The following is a 22,417-nucleotide window of genomic DNA, read 5'->3' as shown; positions in this document are numbered from 1 at the left end:
TAAATAAAAAATCCACTTAAGAAGGTAGGTGTTACATGTCCGAGCTTAATGAAAAGTTAGCCACAGCCTGGGAAGGTTTTGCGAAAGGTGACTGGCAGAATGAAGTAAACGTACGTGACTTCATTCAGAAAAACTATACCCCGTATGAAGGTGACGAATCCTTCCTGGCTGGCGCAACTGACGCGACCACCAAGCTGTGGGACAGCGTAATGGAAGGCGTTAAACTGGAAAACCGCACTCACGCGCCAGTTGATTTTGACACCTCCGTTGCTTCCACCATCACTTCTCACGATGCTGGCTATATCAACAAAGCCCTTGAGAAAATCGTTGGTCTGCAGACTGAAGCACCACTGAAACGCGCAATCATCCCGTTCGGTGGTATTAAAATGGTTGAAGGTTCCTGCAAAGCGTATAACCGCGAGCTGGACCCAATGCTGAAAAAAATCTTCACCGAATACCGCAAAACCCACAACCAGGGTGTATTCGATGTTTACACCAAAGACATTCTGAACTGCCGTAAATCTGGCGTTCTGACTGGTCTGCCAGATGCGTATGGCCGTGGCCGTATCATCGGTGACTACCGTCGCGTTGCGCTGTACGGTATCGACTTCCTGATGAAAGACAAATACGCTCAGTTCGTGTCTCTGCAGTCCGATCTGGAAAACGGCGTAAACCTGGAAGCGACTATCCGTCTGCGTGAAGAAATCGCTGAACAGCACCGCGCGCTGGGTCAGATCAAAGAGATGGCGGCTAAATATGGCTGCGATATCTCTGGTCCTGCTACCAACGCTCAGGAAGCTATCCAGTGGACCTACTTCGGCTACCTGGCCGCAGTTAAGTCTCAGAACGGTGCAGCAATGTCCTTCGGTCGCGTATCCACCTTCCTGGATGCGTACATCGAACGTGATATCAAAGCAGGCAAAATCACCGAGCAAGACGCTCAGGAAATGATTGACCACCTGGTCATGAAACTGCGTATGGTTCGCTTCCTGCGTACTCCAGAATACGATGAGCTGTTCTCCGGTGACCCAATCTGGGCAACAGAATCCATCGGTGGTATGGGCGTTGACGGCCGTACTCTGGTAACCAAAAACAGCTTCCGCTTCCTGAACACCCTGTACACCATGGGTCCTTCTCCGGAGCCAAACATCACCGTTCTGTGGTCTGAAAAACTGCCTCTGAACTTCAAGAAATTCGCCGCTAAAGTGTCCATCGACACCTCTTCTCTGCAGTACGAGAACGATGACCTGATGCGTCCGGACTTCAACAACGACGATTACGCTATCGCTTGCTGCGTAAGCCCAATGGTTGTTGGTAAACAAATGCAGTTCTTCGGTGCGCGTGCAAACCTGGCGAAAACCATGCTGTACGCAATCAACGGCGGCGTTGATGAAAAACTGAAAATGCAGGTTGGTCCTAAGTCTGAGCCGATCAAAGGCGACGTTCTGAACTTCGATGAAGTCATGGACCGCATGGATCACTTCATGGACTGGCTGGCTAAACAGTACGTCACTGCGCTGAACGTTATCCACTACATGCACGACAAGTACAGCTACGAAGCCTCTCTGATGGCGCTGCACGACCGTGACGTTATCCGCACCATGGCGTGTGGTATCGCTGGTCTGTCCGTTGCTGCTGACTCCCTGTCTGCAATCAAATATGCGAAAGTTAAACCAATTCGTGACGAAGACGGCCTGGCTGTAGACTTCGAAATCGAGGGTGAATATCCGCAGTTTGGTAACAACGACTCTCGCGTTGATGACATGGCGGTTGACCTGGTAGAACGTTTCATGAAGAAAATTCAGAAACTGACTACCTACCGTAACGCTATCCCGACTCAGTCTGTTCTGACCATCACCTCTAACGTTGTGTATGGTAAGAAAACCGGTAACACCCCAGACGGTCGTCGTGCTGGCGCGCCATTCGGCCCAGGTGCTAACCCAATGCACGGTCGTGACCAGAAAGGTGCGGTTGCCTCTCTGACCTCCGTTGCTAAACTGCCGTTTGCTTACGCGAAAGATGGTATCTCTTACACCTTCTCTATCGTGCCAAACGCACTGGGTAAAGACGACGAAGTGCGTAAAACTAACCTCGCGGGTCTGATGGATGGTTACTTCCACCACGAAGCGTCCATCGAAGGTGGTCAGCACCTGAACGTGAACGTTATGAACCGTGAAATGCTGCTCGACGCGATGGAACACCCTGAGAAATATCCTCAGTTGACCATCCGCGTATCTGGCTACGCAGTACGTTTTAACTCCCTGACTAAAGAACAGCAGCAGGACGTTATCACCCGTACTTTCACTCAGTCCATGTAAGTGGAATTGACTGAAATCACGCGTTAACAAGCGTACAATAAAGGCTCCACGTCAGTGGGGCCTTTTTAGCACCCTCTCCACCTCAGTCTCTTTTGTCCGCTATCTATACTGAATGGATAACAGCCAAAACAGACTTAACACAGCCGGCTTTGAGCTGTGCATACACAGGCCCGGGACGGGCCGATGATGGAGATATCACCGCAATGTCAACTATTGGTCGTATTCACTCCTTTGAATCCTGTGGCACCGTCGATGGCCCGGGTATCCGCTTTATCACTTTTTTCCAGGGCTGCCTGATGCGCTGCCTGTACTGCCATAACCGCGACACCTGGGACACGCACGGCGGTAAAGAAGTCACCGTCGACGATCTGATGAAAGAGGTGGTGACCTATCGCCACTTTATGAACGCCTCCGGCGGCGGCGTCACCGCATCCGGCGGTGAAGCCATTCTGCAGGCTGAATTTGTCCGCGACTGGTTCCGCGCCTGCCGCAAAGAAGGCATTCATACCTGTCTCGATACCAACGGCTTTGTACGTCGCTACGATCCGGTTATCGACGAGTTGCTCGAAGTGACCGATCTGGTGATGCTCGATCTCAAACAGATGAACGATGAGATCCACCAGAACCTCGTTGGTGTTTCAAACCACCGCACGCTGGAATTTGCCAAATACATTGCCGATAAAGGCATTAAAACCTGGATCCGCTACGTGGTGGTGCCTGGCTGGTCAGACGACGACGACTCCGCGCACCGCCTCGGGGAATTTACTCGCGATATGGGCAACGTCGAGAAAATCGAGCTTCTGCCCTATCACGAGCTGGGTAAACATAAGTGGGTGGCAATGGGTGAAGAGTACAAACTCGATGGCGTGAAGCCGCCGAAGAAAGAGACGATGGAACGCGTCAAAGGTATTCTTGAACAGTACGGCCACAAGGTAATGTATTAAAGAAAGGCCCGGTGAGAACCGGGCCTTTTTATATTCTATTTAAAGACGCCGTTAATAACGGACGTCACAATAGCTGTACTCAGCGCAATTAAGACCAGGTCGTCACCCACTACCCGCCACTCATAGCCTGGATAGGAAGGAAGCTGACCCAGCATTGAGGCTGGCACGGCCTTCTTCGCAATACCTGGAGGCAGTGGTTTACCGCGCGCCAGGTTTTTTGCGATCCCCGGAGGCAGTGACTTATAGCCCGTTAAGCCGTAATTCACGGCCAGATGGCGGGCATGATCGAAACTCACGCGAGCGTCGACATCGCTACCGACATCTTTACTGCTTTTAACGCTCTTATCCGATTTTCCAGGATTATCCTGACCGTTATTTTGCTTATTGCCATGGTTACCAGAATTCCCGTTACCATGACTGCCGCTGTTACCCTGTCCGCCACCGTTTCCGTGACCATTGCCATTCCCGTTTCCAGGATTAGCCATGACCGGAGCCGTTGCAAACGTTAAAGACAACACTACGGCAAGTGCGGTAGTGGAAAAACGACGAGTAGACATGATTGATGCCTTATAGTGGTAGGACTCACATGAATTATCGTCTGGCGCAATAAACAAACAATAAGTAAAACTCTGAGTTGTGACAGGGACAAAAAAGCCTGTCATCGACAGGCTTTTAATTCATCAGGCATGAGCCACAGGCGTTGGGTGTTCGCCCACTTTGCGCAGCAGCATTAAGAGATAAATAAACGATACGCTGGCGATCATGATAAACAATAAATTATCAGAGTAATTCTGCATCAGCATCGCGGTAAACGTCGGCCCTAATAAACTGCCGATGGTATAGCTCAGTAACAGCGCCTGGTTCATTGCCACCAGCTGGTGATGTTCTACTTTCTCACAGGCCCAGGCCATCGCAACCGGATAGAGCGTAAAGCCGGCGGCCCCGAGAATAAACAGCGCAGGCGCCATCGCGGCGTTGCTGAGCATGGCAAGGCATCCCATGATAACCACGAAGACCTGAACGCGCAGCACCAGCAGACGACCGAAACGATCCGCCAGACGGCCAATCGGCCACTGCCCGACAATACCCGCGCTTACCATGACCGCCATCCAGAAGCCAATTCCGGAATCGCTGACGCCCTGATGATTCAGATAGAGCGGCATCAGGCCATAGAGCGAGCCCAGTACAATCCCCGAGATAATGCAGCCGTTAACGCCCAGACGCGCCTGACGGAGTCTGAGCATTGGCCAGACGTGTGTCGCTTCCTGATGCTCGCTGTTCTGGTTCACAATGCGCGTGAAGAGCAGCGGCAGGATCGCGGCCAGCACCATGCCCGTTACCCACGGCAGAACGCTCATCAGGTCGGTTGGCAGCTTGCTGACCATCAGTTGTCCCAGCACGGTGCCGACGTAGTAAACCATCATATAGGCCGCCAGCAGGCGTCCGCGGTTGCGGGAGGTGCCGCTGCACATCAGCGCACTTTCAACCACCACCCAAATCATCGCGCAGCCTACGCCAGCGATAAAGCGCCATGCCATCCAGCTCCAGAAGCCGACCATCAGGCCCAGCCCGGCACACCCGGCGGCGAAAATCAGCGAGGCCAGATAATAGCTGCGGTTAAAGCCAAAGCGCTTAATCAGGCTCCCGGTCACCAGCGTACCAAGCAGGTTCCCGGTAAAAAAGGACGAGCTGACCATACCCACCTGCCAGGTCGGTAAGTTTTCATGGGCGAGCCAAAGCGGGACGAGCGTATTTAACACTGCGATCGCCAGGGTCAACAGAAGCAGGCCACAGAGCAACAGCAGCACTGGCCGGGTATAGGTGGTCATGGATTAAAAACCGTGAGGAAGTTCAGATTTCGTGCGCATCATGCCACTGGCAAAAACAAAGTCAATCCACTGATTTAGCCGCCTCGCACAATATGTTCCCTGTCGATTTAAAAAACTTATCCTGCTAATGCCACGCCTGCTATAGATATTAATTATGTCTCTGTTTTCATTTATTAATGGGCAAAATTAAAACAACACGACAGTCGAAAAATTTCATGATCGAAAAAAGAAAAAGCCGGGCACTCTGGCCCGGCTTGATATAACCAAATGCAACGTTAGCTGGCGACAGCCATACCAACGGTCATATGCAATCCATAGAACACGCCGCGACCAATCAGTTCACCCACCAGTACCAGCACAAAAGCCAGTGACAGCAGCGGCAGCGCAGGCTGATAGCCTTTGAGCTGAGGGGCAATCCAGAATACCAGCGCGGCGACCAGCAGAACGATACGCCAGGCCATCAGAGAACCGTAGTCCGGGACCAGGGCAGAGGCCTGCTGGATAGAGCTGTGAATGGTTGCCAGTTCAGAACCCTGCATCAGGGCGACCATCGCACTCACTACCAGCGCCAGCAGCGAAACAGCGGGCAGCAAACGCATTGCCCACCCGTCTACGCCCGCCACGCGCAGCAGCAGGTAGCCCAGCAGCGGCCCGCCGATAAACATCGTCAGGAAGAAGCTCATCGGCGTCCAGACGTTGTACCAGGTGGGAACGGTATCGATAGTGTTATAAACACGCACCATCATCCACACGAACACCACGCCCAGCACCATGGTCACGATCAGCCACAGGCTGCGCAGACCCGCAGGTAATTTCTTAAGCACGGCCAGCAGCCAGCCCAGACCACCGACGGCAAAGAAAATTGCGCCACTGGCAATCTCGTTACTCAGTGATGAGGCCCCCACGCGGTTCAGGGAGTTAAACGCGCGCATCGGCGAGCCCAGGTGCAGCGTTGAGGCAATAAAGCCAAGTCCCATCAGCACCCACAGGCCAAACATGCTCAACACCAGACGCTGCTGCTGTTCAGCATTGAGGTTCCCTTTTAACAACGCCAGCGCGAGCACAATGAAACCGCCCGCCACGCACTGACCAAAGACCGTGAAGATCATCAGCGGCCATTCATGCCATCCACTTCCCATCTCACACCTCCTTCGGATTTGCCAGGTAGCCGGTGGTGTCACCTGTAGGACGGCTGTTGGCGTTAGGTTTAATCACAATACTTGGCTTCGTGAAGTGCGCAGACGGCAGCGGCGCCACGGCGGCAAGCTGACCATGTTTTTGACGCAGCTCTTCAATGGGACCAAAGTCCAGCGCGCGCAGCGGACAGGACTCGACGCAAATCGGCTTTTTGCCATCCGCCACGCGGGTGTGGCAGCCGTCGCATTTGGTCATATGGCCTTTAGCGGCATTGTACTGTGGCGCACCGTACGGACAGGCCATATGGCAGTAGCGGCAGCCGATACAGACATCTTCATCCACCACCACAAAACCGTCTTCACGCTTATGCATCGCTCCGCTCGGGCAGACCTTGGTACATGCCGGATCTTCACAGTGGTTACAGGCAATCGACAGGTAGTACGCAAAGACGTTCTGATGCCAGACGCCGTTATCTTCCTGCCAGTCACCTCCGGCGTATTCGTAGATGCGGCGGAAACTGACGTCCGGGGTCAGGTCTTTGTAATCTTTACAGGCCAGCTCGCAGGTTTTGCACCCGGTGCAACGGCTGGAATCAATAAAAAATCCATACTGGGTTGTCATCGGCTACTCCTTAAACCTTTTCAACCTGGACAAGGTTTGTGTGGGATGGGTTGCCCTTCGCCAGCGGCGACGGACGCTGCGTGGTCAGCACGTTAATACTGCCCGCCTGGTCGATGCGGTTGGCATCAGGGCTGTACCAGGCCCCTTCCCCTAGCGCCACCACGCCTGGCATCATGCGCGGCGTCACTTTGGCCTCAATGTGCACCTCGCCGCGACCGTTGAAGATGCGTACGCGATCGCCATTGCTGATGCCGCGTGCTTTAGCATCCATCGGGTTGATCCACATCTCCTGACGGCAGGCGGCTTTCAGCACGTCGACGTTGCCGTAGGTGGAGTGCACGCGCGCTTTGTAGTGGAAACCGGTCAGCTGCAGCGGGAATTTCGCCGTCAGAGGATCGTTGTAGTTTTCGAAACCTGGCGTGTAGATCGGCAGCGGATCGATAACGTCCCCTTCCGGCAGCTCCCAGGTCGACGCGATTTTTGCCAGCTCTTCGGAGTAGATTTCGATTTTGCCCGACGGCGTGGTCAGCGGGTTCGCCTGTGGATCTTCACGGAACGCTTTGTACGCCACGTGGTGCCCTTCCGGATCGCGCTGTTTGTACATCCCCTGCTTGCGGAAGGTATCAAAGTCAGGGAGGTCCGGGATCGCCTTGCGGGAGAGTTCATGCAGATGGCGCATCCACCCTTCCTGAGTACGTCCCTCGGTAAACTGCTGCTCAACGCCAAGACGTTTCGCCAGCTCAGAGGTCATCTCATAGATGGTTTTGCACTCGAAGCGCGGTTTAATAGCCTGGTCAGTAAAGATCACGTAGGACATGTTGCCGCAGGAGGCGTCCAGCGCGAAATCCATCTGCTCAGAGGCGGTGCAGTCCGGTAGCAGGATATCGGCATATTTCGCCGAGGAGGTCATGTGGCAGTCGATCACTACAATCATCTCGCACTTCTTGTCATCCTGCAGGATTTCATGGGTGCGGTTGATTTCTGAATGCTGGTTAATGAGACAGTTACCGGCATAGTTCCAGATCATCTTGATCGGCACGTCCAGCTTGTCTTTGCCGCGTACGCCGTCGCGCAGGGCGGTCATTTCCGGACCCCGTTCGATCGCATCGGTCCACATAAACATGGAGATGCTGGTCTGAACCGGGTTATCCAGCGTCGGCATACGTTCGAACGGCACTTCATATGAGCCTTCACGCGCGCCGGTGTTACCGCCGTGAATGCCGACGTTGCCGGTCAGAATGGAGAGCATGGAGATGGCTCGGGTCGCGATTTCACCGTTCGCATGACGCTGCGGCCCCCAGCCCTGGCTGATGTAGGCCGGTTTGGCTGAGCCAATCTCACGCGCCAGCTGAACGATACGCTCTGGCGGGATGCCGGTGATGGTGGACGCCCATTCCGGCGTTTTTGCTACACCATCGCTGCCCTGACCGAGGATATACGCCTTGTAGTGACCGTTTGCCGGCGCACTGGCTGGCAGAGTTTTCTCGTCATAGCCAACGCAGTATTTATCCAGGAAAGGCTGATCGACAAGGTTCTCTGTGATCATCACCCACGCCAGGGCGGAGACCAGCGCCGCATCGGTACCCGGACGAATGGGGATCCACTCATCTTCGCGTCCGGCACCGGTGTCGGTATAGCGCGGATCGATGATGATCATGCGGGCATTGGATTTAGCGCGGGCCTGTTCGAGGTAGTAGGTCACCCCGCCGCCGCTCATGCGGGTTTCACCCGGGTTGTTACCGAACAGGACGACCAGCTTACTGTTTTCGATATCGGACGGGCTGTTGCCGTCAGCCCAGCCGCCGTAGGTGTAGTTCAGCCCTGCCGCGATCTGCGCCGAGGAGTAGTCGCCATAGTGATTGAGATAACCGCCGCAGCAGTTCATCAGGCGCGCCACCAGCGTTTTTCCCGGTGGCCAGGAGCGGGTCAGCGTGCCGCCAAGCGTCCCGGTACCGTAGTTAAGGTAGATAGATTCGTTACCGTACTCTTTGATAAGGCGCTGCATATTGGTGGCGATGATGTCGTAGGCTTCATCCCAGCTAATTCGCTCGAACTTCCCTTCCCCGCGCTTACCGACGCGCTTCATCGGGTATTTCAGGCGGTCCGGATTATAGACACGACGACGCATGGAGCGACCACGCAGGCAGGCACGGACCTGATGTAACCCTTCGTAGTTATCGTCCCCGGTATTGTCGGTTTCGACATATTTAATTTCACCATCCACCACATGCATACGTAGCGGACAACGGCTACCGCAGTTGACGGTACAGGCACTCCACACCACTTTTTCCGGCGAAGTGGCCGGAGACAGAGCCTCTGCCGCCGACGCCAGTCGGGTAAAGGGGAGCGTGAAGGCACTGCTGGCTACGGCCAGGCCACCTATGGCCGTGGTTTTCATCAACCCACGGCGAGTGACCTCTGCAGCCATTAATGCTTCAGGCGCGTTGATTTTCATAGAGACTCACTTTGGTTGCTCACAAAGAAAAGAGAGGCGGCGCATACCGCTATGTAGTTTTATATATAACGAATATCTTCGTTATCAGCTTTTTGTGCTGACTTTCATTCGGAGGAGTATTACTACTTTAGAGGGAGAGGTTATTGCTTCGTATCAAATCAAAGGCATAAAAAAAGCGCCCTGAGGCGCTTTTTTGTTTTAAGACAAATATTAGCCGATGTACTGCTGGCCTTTCATGTATGGACGCAGCACTTCAGGGATCTCAATACGACCGTCTGCCTGCTGGTAGTTTTCCAGCACGGCAACCAGCGTACGGCCTACAGCCAGACCAGAACCGTTCAGGGTATGCACCAGACGGGTTTTCTTGTCAGATTTGCTGCGGCAGCGAGCCTGCATGCGGCGCGCCTGGAAATCCCAGACGTTAGAGCAGGAGGAGATTTCACGGTAGGTGTTCTGCGCAGGCACCCACACTTCCAGATCGAAGGTCTTGCAGGCGCCAAAGCCCATATCACCGGTACACAGCGCCATACGACGGTACGGCAGACCCAGCAGCTCCAGCACTTTCTCAGCGTGGCCGGTCATCTCTTCCAGCGCGTCCATGGATTCTTCAGGACGAACGATCTGCACCATCTCAACCTTGTCGAACTGGTGCATACGGATCAGACCGCGCGTGTCGCGACCGTAAGAACCGGCTTCAGAACGGAAGCACGGAGAGTGCGCCGTCAGTTTGATTGGCAGGTCGTCTTCGTCAATGATCTCATCACGCACGAGGTTAGTCAGCGGCACTTCAGCGGTTGGGATCAGCGCGTAGTTGCTGCTGTCTGCTTCTTCGTCCAGCGGACGGGTATGGAACAGATCGCCGGCAAATTTCGGCAGCTGGCCCGTACCGTAAAGCGTATCGTGGTTAACCAGATACGGTACGTAGGTTTCGCTGTAACCGTGCTGCTCGGTGTGCAGATCCAGCATGAACTGCGCCAGCGCACGGTGCAGATGGGCAATCTGGCCTTTCATCACCACGAAGCGAGAGCCGGTCAGCTTAACCGCTGCCGCAAAGTCCAGGCCCGCGTGCATTTCGCCCAGCGTCACGTGATCGCGCACCTCGAAGTCAAACTCACGAGGCGTGCCCCAGCGTTTCACTTCAACGTTGTCGTTTTCATCTTTGCCGACAGGCACGCTGTCGTCAGGAATATTCGGGATAGCCAGGGCAATATCACGAATTTCGGCCTGAAGAACGTCCAGCTCAGCTTTCGCCTGATCCAGTTCTTCACCCAGTTTGTTCACTTCCAGGCGTAATGGCTCAATATCTTCCCCGCGCGCTTTCGCCTGGCCGATGGATTTCGATCGAGAGTTACGCTCTGCCTGCAGATTTTCAGTTTGTACCTGCAGAACTTTACGACGCTCTTCAAGAGCGCGCAGCTTATCTACATCCAGCTTAAAGCCCCGGCGTGCCAGTTTTTCAGCGACTGCGTCTGGCTCATTACGCAGCAGATTGGGATCGAGCATGCTTATCCTGTGCTTATCGAATTAAAATAGGAAAATGTGACCACAGCCTGCGGCCACAAGGATACATTGCCAACATTACCGCAACGATTGAACTAACGGTAGCGTTTTATAGGGCTATTTTGATCCTGTCCGGCGAGCCAGGTGAGCTTTTCACCAATCTTGCCCTCAAGACCTCTGTTTGTGGGGTGATAATAGCGCGTTTGTGCCATCTCCTGCGGGAAATATTCCTCCCCGGCAGCGTAGGCATTGGGTTCGTCGTGAGCGTAGCGATACTCCTGCCCGTAACCCATCTCTTTCATCAGCCTGGTCGGCGCGTTACGCAGATGAACCGGCACATCGTAGTCCGGCCTTTCGCGCGCGTCGGACATCGCCGCTTTGAAGGCGGTATAAACCGCATTGCTTTTCGGCGCGCAGGCCAGATAGACAATCGCCTGCGCTATGGCACGTTCGCCTTCCGCGGGTCCAACGCGGGTGAAGCAGTCCCAGGCCGAAAGCGCGACCTGCATGGCGCGAGGATCGGCATTGCCGACATCTTCTGACGCAATCGCCAGGCAGCGACGCGCGACGTATAACGGATCGCCGCCCGCAGTGATAATGCGCGCGTACCAGTAAAGCGCCGCATCCGGCGCGCTGCCGCGCACGGACTTATGCAGCGCCGAGATCAGGTCGTAAAAACGGTCGCCTTTGTTATCGAAACGCGCGCTGCGCTCCCCGGCAATTTCGGTGAGCAGCTCCTGCTTCAGCACCCGCTTTCCGGCATCGTCGACTTCGGCCATATCGGCCATCATTTCCAGCGTATTCAGCGCCCGACGCGCATCGCCGTTGACCAGCTCGGCAATCGCACGACGCGTGTCGTCAGGCAGAACGATATCCTGCCCGCCGTAGCCCCGCGCTTTGTCGTCCATCGCCTGAGTAAGAACCTTTTCGATATCCTCTGTCGTCAGCGATTTGAGCAGGTAAACGCGCGCGCGGGAAAGCAGCGCCGAGTTCAGCTCAAACGACGGGTTTTCGGTGGTCGCGCCGATGAAGAAGATCGTGCCGTCTTCAATATGCGGCAGGAAGGCATCCTGCTGGCTCTTGTTGAAGCGGTGGACTTCATCCACGAAGAGGATGGTGCGCCGCCCGGCATTGCGGTTCTGCCGCGCACGCTCGATCGCTTCGCGGATCTCTTTCACGCCGGAGGTGACCGCCGAGATACGTTCGACGTCCGCGTTGGCATAGCGGGCGATCACTTCTGCAAGCGTGGTCTTGCCGGTACCAGGGGGGCCCCAGAGGATCATGGAGTGAAGATGCCCGGCCTCAATAGCGCGCGGCAATGGCTTACCGGCAGCCAGCAGGTGCTGCTGGCCGATGTACTGCGCTAAATTTTCTGGCCGCATGCGAGCGGCCAGAGGTTGAAACGCGTTATCTGAAAAATCGAGCGACAGATTGCCCACTCACGCCTCTTACTTATTGCGTTGGTCGTCCACCGTTACGCCCTGCGGCGGGGTAAAGGTGAATTTCGATGCATCAACGGCGCCGTTCTGCTGAGATTTAAGCTGGTAGCTGCTGCGCTGATCGTCCTGCTCAACCGCGCCGAACTGATTAATGGTACCGTTGGTGCTTACGTTAATGGTGAACTGCTTCAGGTTGCCGTTGCTACCTTTCGGCGTCAGGACAAACTCGTCACCCGTTTGTTTAATATTGTACTGCTGCCAGTCGCTGGCCTGGTTACGGGCAATCAGCATAAACGGCGTATTACTGGTGGCATCCTTCAGCCAGGTCGCCGTAGCCTGCTCAACGAACGGGTTGAAGAACCATAAGGTTTTGCCGTCAGACACCAGGATGCTCTCATCCGGCTGGGTCATGTGCCAGTTGAACAGATTCGGGCGTTTTACCCACAAATCTCCCTGGCCTTCCTGCACCGCGTTGCCGCTGCCGTCAGTCACTTTTTGCGTGAAGCTGGCGTGGAAGCTGCTTACTTTATCCAGTCGGCTTTTAAGGTCGCTGGCTGCATCAGCCCAGACGCTGCTGGCGACAAAACTGGTGAGTAATGCACAGGCGATGGCGATTTTTTTCATTGTTATTCCTTAAAATACGTCTTCCCGATATGGGGTTTCCGTCTTCTATTCTGGACCTGCCCGAAGGCAGGCGACAGAAGAAAATGCTTAATTTTGGCTGATTTACCCTTCTTTGCAATCGCTGAAGGTTAATCAAACGGCGGCGGTGCCAGCACCTCGCGGTTACCGTTATGCCCCTGCTCGCTCACAATGCCCTGTGCTTCCATCTGCTCGATGATACGCGCCGCGCGGTTATAGCCGATGCGGAACTGACGCTGCACCCCAGAGATGGACGCTTTGCGTTTTTCGGTAACGAAGCTAACCGCCTGATCGAATAACGGATCCAGCTCTTCGCCTCCGTCGAAGCCACCGCCACCGCCTTCGCTTTCCGTATCGCTGGTAATGCCGTCAACATATTGTGGACGACCGCGCGCTTTCCAGTCCTGCACGACGGCGTGAACTTCCTCATCGCGGACGAACGCACCGTGGACACGCACCGGAGAGGTGGAGTTCGGGCCGGAATAGAGCATGTCACCCATACCCAGCAGCGACTCTGCGCCGCCCTGGTCAAGAATGGTACGGGAGTCAATTTTACTTGATACGGTAAAGGCGATACGCGTCGGAATGTTCGCTTTGATAAGGCCGGTAATAACGTCAACGGAAGGACGCTGGGTCGCCAGCACAAGGTGAATACCGGCCGCACGCGCTTTCTGCGCCAGACGGGCAATCAACTCTTCCACTTTCTTACCGACGGTCATCATCAGGTCAGCGAATTCATCGACCAGCACGACGATATAAGGCAGTTTTTCCAGCACCGGATGCTGGGCATCCATGCTGTCACCCGGTTTCCAGTAAGGATCCGGAATCGGACGTCCCATGCGCACCGCCTGGGCGATTTTCTCGTTATAACCGGCCAGGTTACGCACGCCCAGCGCAGACATCAGCTTGTAGCGGCGTTCCATCTCATTGACGCTCCAGCGCAGGGCGTTGGCGGCGTCCTTCATGTCGGTCACAACTTCGGTCAGCAGATGCGGGATGCCTTCGTAGACCGACAGTTCGAGCATTTTCGGGTCGATCATGATGAAACGCACATCTTCCGGCTGCGCTTTATACAGCATGCTGAGGATCATGGCGTTCACACCGACAGACTTACCGGAACCGGTAGTACCCGCGACCAGCAGGTGAGGCATTTTCGCGAGATCCGCCACCACCGGATCGCCCGCGATATCTTTACCCAGCACCACGGTCAGCGGAGATGGGTTATCGCGGAATTTGGTGTTATCCAGCACTTCACGCAGGTAGACGGTCTGACGTTTCTTGTTCGGCAGCTCAAGGCCAACGTAAGGTTTACCCGGAATTACTTCCACCACACGTACCGCCACGGTCGACAGAGAACGCGCCAGGTCGCGGGACAGGTTGGAAATGCGCGCGGCCTTAACGCCAGGCGCCAGATTCAGTTCAAAACGGGTGATAACAGGACCCGGCGAGTAGTTCACCACGTCCGCCTTGATGCGGAAGTCAGCCAGACGGGCTTCGACCAGACGCGCCATTTGTTCGAGCGCGAAGGTATCGACCGGTTCCACTTCTGACGGCGGCGGCGTTAACAGATCCAGAGACGGCAGCGGCGTGCTTGGACGCTGCAGCGGACGACTGTCACCGTTACGCATCAGCAGCGGGTGAATCAGGCTCTCCTGCGGCGGCTGTGGTGCCTGCTGCGGTTGAGCATACGGCTGCTGAACAGGTTGTTGAGGCTGCGAGTATGTCTGTGGTGCTGGCTGCTGGCGCAGAGGCGCTGCTTCCGGCATCACGCTCGGGGTAAATAAAGGCTCGCTCGGGCCATCATCCACCAGATCCTTCATCGGCGAGAATTCAAAATCAGACAGCGAGAACGGGTTTGCACCCGCCGGTTGCTCACCGGAATAGCGCTGCTGCTGGGTGGCGGCAAACTGGCGCGCCAGTTCTGCTTCTGCCGCGTCCTCTTCATCTTCCAGCACCGGTTCATCGTGCTGGTATTCTTCACCGTAGCGCTGATTCTGCTGCGCAGCGAACTGGCGCGCCAGCTCGTCCTGCTGCATTTCATCGGCGTCATCTTCGTAGTCAGACTCGCGCGCTTTCTCTTCAGCCATACGCTGGGAAGGCAGCTTGATACCGTAGGAGGCAAGCTCTCGGCGGGTTGGAACGCGAACGCGGTTAGGGCGAGGCAGTTGCGGACCAATCCCCTCCTTCACCTGAGGGCGTGGCGCGCCCCCTGTTGCCAGACTAAATACAGGTGCAGCTGCGGCAGCCGCCGCGGTAGCCTGCTTCACGCTTTCCGCTACCGGTGCGACTGCAGGCGTCGGGTCGATCGGTGGAACGGAAACAGAAGGCGCTTTCGTCACCGGCTCCTGCACCGGTTCAGGCACCGGCTGGTACCAGGCAGCCAGCTGCTCGCGTTCACGCGCACGTCGCTCTTCGACTTCTTCGAAATAGTACAGCGGTGGACGGGCGGGCTTCACCTCTTCCACGATTTCAGGTTCAGGCTGCGGCTCAACATAAGGCTGCACAGGTTCAACCGGTTCAGGCACATACTCCTGATAAGGTTGGGCCACCGGCTGTTCATAGTGCGGGTAATCTTGCGGTTCATACGCAGGCTGCGGCGGCTGATAAGGCTGCTGCCACTGCTCCTGCTGCACAGGGACGTAGCTTTCAGGTTCAGGTGCGATAACGGGCTCCGGCGTGTGAACACCGGGCGCAGTCTGCCAGTCAACCTGCGGCTGCTGAATAACGGATTCCGGCGGCGAAACCGGCGCGGATGGCATCACAGCGTCGACCGGCGCGGCATACGCCTGCGCAGCGGTCGTCGCGGCTGCTGCTGCCGCAACCGGCTCGGTAACCGAGTGGCCATTTAACAGCGGATCGTATTCGTCGAAGTCACCCGGCATGGCCCGGCTGCCGGAGAAGAGCACATCGTCAGGATCGACGGCGACACCCGCCGCGCGATACGCCACCTGCTCGTCTTCATCCATGCGTTTACCGGAGAAGAGCGCCGCATCGGTTTTACGGCCAAGCGGGTTGGCAAATTTCTCAGCAACACGCTGACGACGCGCCAGCGCGCCGCGCAGGATACGCGCACGACGAGACTCGCGACGCTGCACAGGCGCGTCATCTTCCTCTTCCTCTTCGTACTCGTCTTCATCAACCCACGTATCGTCACGACGGGTACGGTTGCTGGCGAAGGTCAGAATAGTGAGGATAAAACTGCCGATTTTCTCGGCAATGCTCACCCAGGACCAGCCGGTAAACAATGTCAGCCCGGCCGCCCAGATGCAGAGCAATGCGAGCGTGCCGCCGCTGCTGTGCAGCATCGGCTGTAGCGCAGAGCTCAACAAACTGCCGATCACCCCGCCAGAGGCGAAGTACCAGATATCATCCGCATTAATCGCTGCCAGCCCGCACGAGGTGAGGATCAGCGCCAGCGCGCCAATCAGGCGCAGCGACACGGCGAAATAGTCGATGTAATCATCGTTCTGACGATGACGCCACGCAAACCAGCATCCGCCAATGATAATGACGGGAAGGGTATAGGCCATCACACCGAAAATGAAAAACAGCGTGTCCGCAAGCCAGGCACCGGGGACACCGCCTAAATTATGGATAGGCTCATGCCATGCAGTTTGTGACCAGCTGGGATCCGAGGGGTTGAAACTGAGTAAGGCTGCCATCAGCCAGACGGCAAAAAGGGCAATAACAATCAGCAAAGCCTCGAGGAGACGACGTCCGCTGCTTAGCTTCGATAGTGTGACTTCTTTGTCTTCAGTGTATTCCTGGCTCAAGAAAGGCTCTCCAGGTATCAGGCATATCCTGCCTGTTTGCTAAAACGGACAACAGTGCCGGGACTCCCCGGCACTGTTGCTGTATGGATTAACAGGAGTGTAATCAAACTACGCTGATTTTGCACCTGTTCCGTGTTAGCGCGTCTTAATAACCAGACGATTGCTCTGTTTGACCTCTTCCATCACCACATAGGTACGGGTGTCGTTCACGCCTGGCAGACGCAGCAGGGTTTCACCCAGCAGCTTACGGTAGGCGGACATATCAGGCACACGGGTTTTCAACAGGTAGTCGAAATCACCGGATACCAGGTGACACTCTTGAATTTCTTCAAGTTTCTGTACAGCGGCGTTAAATTGCTCAAACACATCCGGCGCACCACGATTCAGAGTAATCTCAACAAATACCAGAAGTGAGGCATCCAGATAATGCGGGTTCAGCAGAGCAGTATAGCCCTGAATGAAACCCTGTCTTTCCAGTCGGCGCACACGCTCAAGGCACGGCGTCGGGGAAAGTCCCACACGTTTTGAAAGCTCGACGTTGGAAATACGCCCATCCTTTTGCAATTCATTAAGAATGTTACGATCGATACGGTCGAGATCTTTGCCAGGGCGCTTCTTGCTATCTACCATTATTATTGTCTCTCTGTATTCCTTCCCTACTCCTGCCTGGACCCTGTGCACATCACTGTTCAGAGCCTGTACCCGTTAGTCATCACATCGCCTGATTATGTATTAGACGCGATGCGGATTCGGGTTCTGTTGGTAAGAAGACCGTTGCCCGAAGGCAGTCACCGACATCACGTATGGCGTCTGTCCACGCCATGCGTAGATTTCACTGACCCGGTAAAAATGGCATTTACGTGCATGCCTATGCGGCATACGGTTAACACGGTTTTTTCTTCTTCCTTGAATGTTTTCGCAAAAGCGCAGGGGATTGTCAAAGCAAAACATCGTTTTTTAGTACAACATGCCGGATATTCATTGCGGCAGGGTATTAATCCTCATTTTATTGCCTTACAAACGACCGGTTTTCAGGAGAAAGCGTGATGTTATCGCGCGCTATTCATCGTCCGTGGCTATTACACAGATTGATATCAAAATTGCTGCGCTCTTTTTTTACGACAACAAATTCCCTACAATCCAGCCAAATGTCTGCCAACAACAATGGGGATCTCATGGGCACGGCCAAACACAGTAAGCTGCTAATCCTTGGTTCTGGACCTGCGGGATATACCGCGGCGGTCTATGCTGCACGCGCTAACCTGCACCCGGTACTCATCACCGGCATGGAAAAAGGCGGTCAGCTGACCACCACCACCGAAGTGGAAAACTGGCCAGGGGACCCGAACGACCTGACCGGGCCGCTGCTGATGGAGCGTATGCACGAGCATGCTGCTAAATTCGAAACCGAAATTTTGTTCGATCACATCAATAAGGTCGATCTGCAGAACCGTCCGTTCCGCCTGACGGGCGACAGCGGCGAATACACCTGTGATGCGCTGATCATCGCCACCGGTGCCTCTGCCCGTTACCTCGGTCTGCCATCCGAAGAAGCGTTCAAAGGCCGCGGCGTTTCTGCCTGCGCAACCTGCGACGGTTTCTTCTACCGCAATCAGAAAGTCGCGGTCATCGGCGGCGGCAACACCGCCGTGGAAGAAGCGCTTTACCTGGCGAACATTGCCTCTGAGGTGCACCTGATCCACCGTCGCGACACCTTCCGCGCGGAGAAGATCCTGATCAATCGCCTGATGGATAAAGTGGCAAGCGGCAACATCGTGCTGCACACCAACCGTACCCTGGAAGAGGTGACGGGCGACCAGATGGGCGTTGCCGGTCTGCGTATCCGTGATACCCAGAACACCGATAACGTCGAAACGCTGGAAGTGGCGGGTCTGTTTGTGGCGATCGGTCACAGCCCGAACACCGCGATCTTCGACGGTCAACTGGAGCTGGAAAATGGCTACATCAAAGTGCAGTCCGGCATTCACGGTAACGCGACCCAGACCAGCATCCCGGGCGTGTTCGCGGCCGGCGACGTGATGGACCATATTTACCGTCAGGCGATCACCTCTGCGGGCACCGGCTGTATGGCCGCGCTGGACGCTGAACGCTACCTCGATGGACTGGCTGAACAAGGTAAATAATCTTTACAAGTCAGTAACAAACGTAAATAAAGGCGGCGATAAGTCGCCTTTATTGTCTCCCCGTTGTAACATTGCGCTGCCCAATTTCTAATAACGTCACCTGCAAAGTACGCAATGGAAAAAACCCGTCAACAAGAGTTAACACGCTGGCTGAAACAGCAAAGCGTTATTTCCCGCCGCTGGCTTACGATTTCCCGTCTCCTGGGATTCGTTAGCGGCCTGTTGATTGTTGCCCAGGCATGGCTGCTGGCCCGCATTCTTAATCACATGATCATGGAGAACATTCCACGCGAAGCGCTCCTGCTGCCCTTTATTGTCCTGATCCTGATTTTTATCCTGCGCGCCTGGGTGGTATGGCTGCGTGAGCGCGTCGGTTTCCACGCCGGACAGCACATCCGCTACGAGATCCGCCGTCAGGTGCTCGACAGGCTTCAGGAAGCCGGGCCCGCGTGGATCCAGGGTAAACCAGCCGGTAGCTGGGCGACGCTGATCCTTGAGCAGATTGACGATATGCACGACTACTATGCGCGCTATCTGCCGCAGATGGCCCTTGCCGTCTTCGTTCCGCTGCTGATCGTGATCGCCATCTTCCCGGTGAACTGGATGGCTGCGCTGATTCTGATGGGCACCGCCCCGCTGATCCCGCTGTTTATGGCGCTGGTCGGCATGGGGGCAGCGGATGCCAACCGCCGTAACTTCCTGGCACTGGGTCGCCTGAGCGGCCATTTCCTCGATCGTCTGCGCGGCATGGAGACGTTACGCATTTTTGGCCGCGGTGAAGCGGAAACCGAAAACATTCGCCAGGCGTCACAGGACTTCCGTCAGCGCACCATGGAAGTGTTACGCCTCGCCTTCCTGTCTTCCGGCGTACTGGAATTCTTTACCTCTCTGTCGATTGCCCTCGTGGCGGTCTACTTCGGCTTCTCCTACCTCGGCGCGCTGGATTTTGGCCATTACGGCACGGCGGTGACCCTTTCTGCCGGGTTCCTGGCGCTGATCCTGGCCCCGGAGTTTTTCCAGCCGCTTCGCGATCTGGGGACCTTCTATCACGCCAAAGCCCAGGCGGTTGGCGCAGCCGATAGCCTGAAAACGTTCCTGGAAACGCCGCTGGCACACCCGGAGCGCGGTGACGTGACGCTGAATGCTAAAGAGCCCGTGACCATCGAAGCGCAGGACTTTTCCATTCTGTCACCCGAAGGCAAAGTGCTTGCGGGTCCACTGAACTTTACCTTACCTGCCGGACAGCGCGTGGTGCTCGTCGGCACCAGCGGTTCCGGCAAAAGTTCTCTGCTGAATGCGCTATCCGGATTTATGGCCTATACGGGTTCACTGCGGATCAACAGAACCGAACTGCGTAACCTCGATCCTGACGCCTGGCGTAAACAGCTCAGCTGGGTGGGCCAAAACCCGCAGCTTCCCGCCGCTACGCTGCGTGAAAACGTCCTGCTGGCGCGCCCGGATGCGCGTGAAGATGAACTGCAATCGGTTCTCGACCGCGCCTGGGTCAGCGAGTTTCTGCCTCTGCTCCCGCAAGGGGTAGATAGCGTGGTCGGTGACCAGTCCGCCGGGCTGTCAGTCGGACAGGCGCAGCGTGTGGCCGTTGCCCGCGCGTTGTTGAATCCTTGCCAGCTGATGCTGCTGGATGAACCCGCCGCCAGCCTGGATGCCCACAGCGAGCAGCGCGTAATGGAAGCCCTGAACGCCGCCTCCCGGCAGCAAAGCACCCTGATGGTCACCCATCAGCTGGAAGGCATTGCCGACTGGGACCAGATCTGGGTCATGGAGAACGGCCGTATTGTTGAGCAAGGCGATTACGCCTCTCTCGTTGCCGCGCAGGGACCGTTTGCCGCCCTGCTGGCGAACCGTCAGGAGGACATCTGATGCGTGCTCTGCTGCCTTATCTTGCGCTCTATAAACGCCACAAATGGATGCTGACGCTGGGGATTGTGCTGGCAATTGTCACGCTGCTCGCCAGCATCGGACTGCTCACGCTTTCCGGCTGGTTCCTGTCGGCCTCGGCCGTCGCAGGGTTCGCCGGATTATACAGCTTCAACTATATGCTTCCGGCTGCCGGGGTTCGCGGTACCGCCATCACCCGTACTGCCGGACGCTATTTCGAACGGCTGGTCAGCCACGACGCCACTTTCCGCGTGCTGCAGCACCTGCGCATCTACACCTTCAGCAAGCTGCTGCCCCTCTCCCCTGCCGGGCTGGCGCGTTTTCGTCAGGGTGAGCTACTCAACCGTGTCGTTGCGGATGTCGACACACTGGATCACCTGTACCTGCGCGTGATCTCCCCGATCGTGGGCGCATTTGTGGTGATTGTGGTGGTCACGCTGGGGCTGTCTGTTCTGGATGTTCCCGTGGCGCTGACGCTGGGCGGGATCATGCTGCTGACGCTCATCATTCTGCCGCCGCTGTTTTACCGCGCCGGGAAATCCACCGGAGAAAACCTGACGCGTCTACGCGGAGACTACCGCCAGCAGCTAACCTCCTGGCTTCAGGGGCAGGCTGAGCTGACCATTTTTGGTGCCAGCAAGCGCTACCGCGCGCGGATGGAAAGTACGGAGCTGAACTGGCATGAGGCCCAGCGCCGCCAGTCGGAGCTGACGGCCTTCTCTCAGGCACTGATGATGTTAATCGGCGGCGTGGCGGTGATTGCCATGCTGTGGCTGGCCTCCGGCGATGTCGGGGGAAATTCACAGCCGGGTCCGCTTATTGCCCTTTTCGTCTTCTGCGCGCTGGCGGCGTTTGAAGCGCTGGCCCCGGTGACGGGCGCCTTCCAGCATCTGGGTCAGGTCATCGCCTCTGCCCTGCGCATCACCCAGATTGCGGAGCAGGAGCCTGAAGTTACGTTCAGTGCCGGGCAAACCGCTGTTCCAGAGCAGGTTGCGCTAACGCTTGAAGATGTCACCTTCGCCTACGACAAACAGGCGCAGAACGCGCTGGACGGTATCAACCTTTCTGTTGAGGCAGGTCAGCGGATTGCGATCCTCGGCCGTACCGGCTGCGGTAAATCGACGCTGCTGCAGCTGCTGACCCGCGCCTGGGATCCGCAGCGCGGTCAGATTCGTTTTAATAACACGTCGCTGACTGATTTTAGCGAGCAGGCCCTGCGCAAGACCGTGAGCGTCGTTCCACAGCGCGTGCATCTGTTTAGCGCCACGCTGCGCGATAACCTGCTGCTGGCCGCGCCAGAGGCGTCTGATGATGCGCTTCGCGCCGTGCTGGAGCAGGTCGGACTGCAAAAGCTGCTTGAGGACGAGGGGTTGAACAGCTGGCTGGGCGAAGGTGGCCGTCAGCTCTCCGGCGGTGAGCTGCGCCGTCTGGCCATTGCGCGCGCGCTGCTGCACGATGCGCCGCTGATGCTGCTCGACGAGCCCACCGAAGGGCTGGACGCCACAACCGAAAGCCAAATCCTTGATTTACTGGCGAATGTTATGACCGGCAAAACCGTGCTGATGGTCACGCACCGCCTGCGCGGACTGGCGAGCTTTGATCGGATAATTGTGATGGACAACGGACACATTATTGAGCAAGGTAGTCACGCAGAGCTGTTGGCGAAACAGGGTCGCTACTACCAGTTTAAACAGCGTCTGTAGACTATATTTGTAG

Annotated in this window: 15 protein-coding genes; 5 read left to right on the top strand and 10 right to left on the bottom strand. The window is 56.1% G+C overall.

Annotated elements, in window-relative coordinates; all coding sequences use genetic code 11:
• Positions 1-35 precede the first annotated feature (35 nt).
• Together pflB and pflA are read left to right on the top strand one after the other, a co-directional pair.
• Positions 36-2,318 carry a formate C-acetyltransferase gene (gene pflB / locus AC0TNG_RS22195; protein WP_024907798.1) on the top strand — a complete coding sequence of 761 codons (2,283 nt, stop codon included), beginning with the start codon at positions 36-38 and terminating at the stop codon, positions 2,316-2,318.
• Between the two features lie 203 nt (positions 2,319-2,521).
• A complete protein-coding gene (gene pflA / locus AC0TNG_RS22190; RefSeq protein ID WP_024907799.1) occupies positions 2,522-3,262 on the top strand; it encodes a pyruvate formate lyase 1-activating protein in 741 nt (246 codons plus the stop codon).
• Positions 3,263-3,297: 35 nt separating this feature from the next.
• Here the strand turns inward: pflA and AC0TNG_RS22185 are convergent, their stop codons facing one another.
• From AC0TNG_RS22185 to lrp, 10 genes are all read right to left on the bottom strand, one after another.
• Complete coding sequence (locus AC0TNG_RS22185) at positions 3,298-3,819, bottom strand: anti-virulence regulator CigR family protein (protein ID WP_090417534.1); 522 nt, start codon at positions 3,817-3,819, stop codon at positions 3,298-3,300.
• Positions 3,820-3,942: 123 nt separating this feature from the next.
• Positions 3,943-5,091: an MFS transporter gene (locus AC0TNG_RS22180; RefSeq protein WP_023335120.1), complete on the bottom strand. Its 1,149-nt coding sequence runs from the start codon at positions 5,089-5,091 to the stop codon at positions 3,943-3,945.
• Between the two features lie 275 nt (positions 5,092-5,366).
• Positions 5,367-6,230 (bottom strand): dimethyl sulfoxide reductase anchor subunit family protein, encoded by an 864-nt coding sequence (locus AC0TNG_RS22175; RefSeq protein WP_473713105.1) that lies wholly within the window; start codon positions 6,228-6,230, stop codon positions 5,367-5,369.
• A gap of 1 nt (position 6,231) precedes the next feature.
• Positions 6,232-6,849, bottom strand: coding sequence for a DMSO/selenate family reductase complex B subunit (locus AC0TNG_RS22170; protein ID WP_021240882.1), 618 nt, complete (start codon positions 6,847-6,849; stop codon positions 6,232-6,234).
• 10 nt (positions 6,850-6,859) lie between these two features.
• Positions 6,860-9,304 (bottom strand): dimethylsulfoxide reductase subunit A, encoded by a 2,445-nt coding sequence (gene dmsA / locus AC0TNG_RS22165; RefSeq protein WP_420277987.1) that lies wholly within the window; start codon positions 9,302-9,304, stop codon positions 6,860-6,862.
• 210 nt (positions 9,305-9,514) lie between these two features.
• Complete coding sequence (gene serS / locus AC0TNG_RS22160; RefSeq protein ID WP_008499983.1) at positions 9,515-10,807, bottom strand: serine--tRNA ligase; 1,293 nt, start codon at positions 10,805-10,807, stop codon at positions 9,515-9,517.
• Between the two features lie 92 nt (positions 10,808-10,899).
• Positions 10,900-12,243, bottom strand: a complete 1,344-nt coding sequence (gene rarA / locus AC0TNG_RS22155) for a replication-associated recombination protein RarA (protein ID WP_024907805.1) — start codon at positions 12,241-12,243, stop codon at positions 10,900-10,902.
• A 9-nt stretch (positions 12,244-12,252) separates the two neighbouring features.
• Positions 12,253-12,867, bottom strand: a complete 615-nt coding sequence (gene lolA, locus AC0TNG_RS22150; RefSeq protein ID WP_032639238.1) for an outer membrane lipoprotein periplasmic chaperone LolA — start codon at positions 12,865-12,867, stop codon at positions 12,253-12,255.
• A gap of 128 nt (positions 12,868-12,995) precedes the next feature.
• A complete protein-coding gene (locus AC0TNG_RS22145; RefSeq protein WP_024907807.1) occupies positions 12,996-16,658 on the bottom strand; it encodes a DNA translocase FtsK 4TM domain-containing protein in 3,663 nt (1,220 codons plus the stop codon).
• Positions 16,659-16,793: 135 nt separating this feature from the next.
• Positions 16,794-17,288: a leucine-responsive transcriptional regulator Lrp gene (lrp, locus tag AC0TNG_RS22140; protein ID WP_000228469.1), complete on the bottom strand. Its 495-nt coding sequence runs from the start codon at positions 17,286-17,288 to the stop codon at positions 16,794-16,796.
• A 545-nt stretch (positions 17,289-17,833) separates the two neighbouring features.
• Here lrp and trxB point away from each other — a divergent pair.
• The 3 genes from trxB (at position 17,834) to cydC (ending at position 22,404) form a co-directional block, all read left to right on the top strand.
• Positions 17,834-18,802, top strand: a complete 969-nt coding sequence (gene trxB / locus AC0TNG_RS22135) for a thioredoxin-disulfide reductase (protein ID WP_473713104.1) — start codon at positions 17,834-17,836, stop codon at positions 18,800-18,802.
• Between the two features lie 114 nt (positions 18,803-18,916).
• The gene (gene cydD / locus AC0TNG_RS22130) at positions 18,917-20,683 is read left to right on the top strand and encodes a heme ABC transporter permease/ATP-binding protein CydD (protein ID WP_417927165.1); all 1,767 of its coding nucleotides are present in this window, start codon (positions 18,917-18,919) and stop codon (positions 20,681-20,683) included.
• On the top strand, positions 20,683-22,404 hold the full coding sequence (gene cydC, locus AC0TNG_RS22125) for a heme ABC transporter ATP-binding protein/permease CydC (RefSeq protein ID WP_417927164.1): 1,722 nt from the start codon (positions 20,683-20,685) through the stop codon (positions 22,402-22,404). The genes cydD and cydC overlap by 1 nt, the downstream gene beginning before the upstream one ends.
• Positions 22,405-22,417: the final 13 nt, after the last annotated feature.

This window comes from Enterobacter sp. PL_is514, assembly GCF_055816715.1.
The sequence above is the reverse complement of the archived record's forward strand: the minus strand, read 5'-3'. Positions and strand labels throughout refer to the sequence as shown.

Excerpts from the sequence above, each read along its gene's own strand:
- pflB (WP_024907798.1), top strand. The coding sequence starts at position 36 with ATGTCCGAGCTTAATGAAAAGTTAGCCACAGCCTGGGAAGGTTTTGCG.
- pflA (WP_024907799.1), top strand. The coding sequence starts at position 2,522 with ATGTCAACTATTGGTCGTATTCACTCCTTTGAATCCTGTGGCACCGTC.
- AC0TNG_RS22185 (WP_090417534.1), bottom strand. The coding sequence starts at position 3,819 with ATGTCTACTCGTCGTTTTTCCACTACCGCACTTGCCGTAGTGTTGTCT.
- AC0TNG_RS22180 (WP_023335120.1), bottom strand. The coding sequence starts at position 5,091 with ATGACCACCTATACCCGGCCAGTGCTGCTGTTGCTCTGTGGCCTGCTT.
- AC0TNG_RS22175 (WP_473713105.1), bottom strand. The coding sequence starts at position 6,230 with ATGGGAAGTGGATGGCATGAATGGCCGCTGATGATCTTCACGGTCTTT.
- AC0TNG_RS22170 (WP_021240882.1), bottom strand. The coding sequence starts at position 6,849 with ATGACAACCCAGTATGGATTTTTTATTGATTCCAGCCGTTGCACCGGG.
- dmsA (WP_420277987.1), bottom strand. The coding sequence starts at position 9,304 with ATGAAAATCAACGCGCCTGAAGCATTAATGGCTGCAGAGGTCACTCGC.
- serS (WP_008499983.1), bottom strand. The coding sequence starts at position 10,807 with ATGCTCGATCCCAATCTGCTGCGTAATGAGCCAGACGCAGTCGCTGAA.
- lolA (WP_032639238.1), bottom strand. The coding sequence starts at position 12,867 with ATGAAAAAAATCGCCATCGCCTGTGCATTACTCACCAGTTTTGTCGCC.
- lrp (WP_000228469.1), bottom strand. The coding sequence starts at position 17,288 with ATGGTAGATAGCAAGAAGCGCCCTGGCAAAGATCTCGACCGTATCGAT.
- trxB (WP_473713104.1), top strand. The coding sequence starts at position 17,834 with ATGGGCACGGCCAAACACAGTAAGCTGCTAATCCTTGGTTCTGGACCT.
- cydD (WP_417927165.1), top strand. The coding sequence starts at position 18,917 with ATGGAAAAAACCCGTCAACAAGAGTTAACACGCTGGCTGAAACAGCAA.
- cydC (WP_417927164.1), top strand. The coding sequence starts at position 20,683 with ATGCGTGCTCTGCTGCCTTATCTTGCGCTCTATAAACGCCACAAATGG.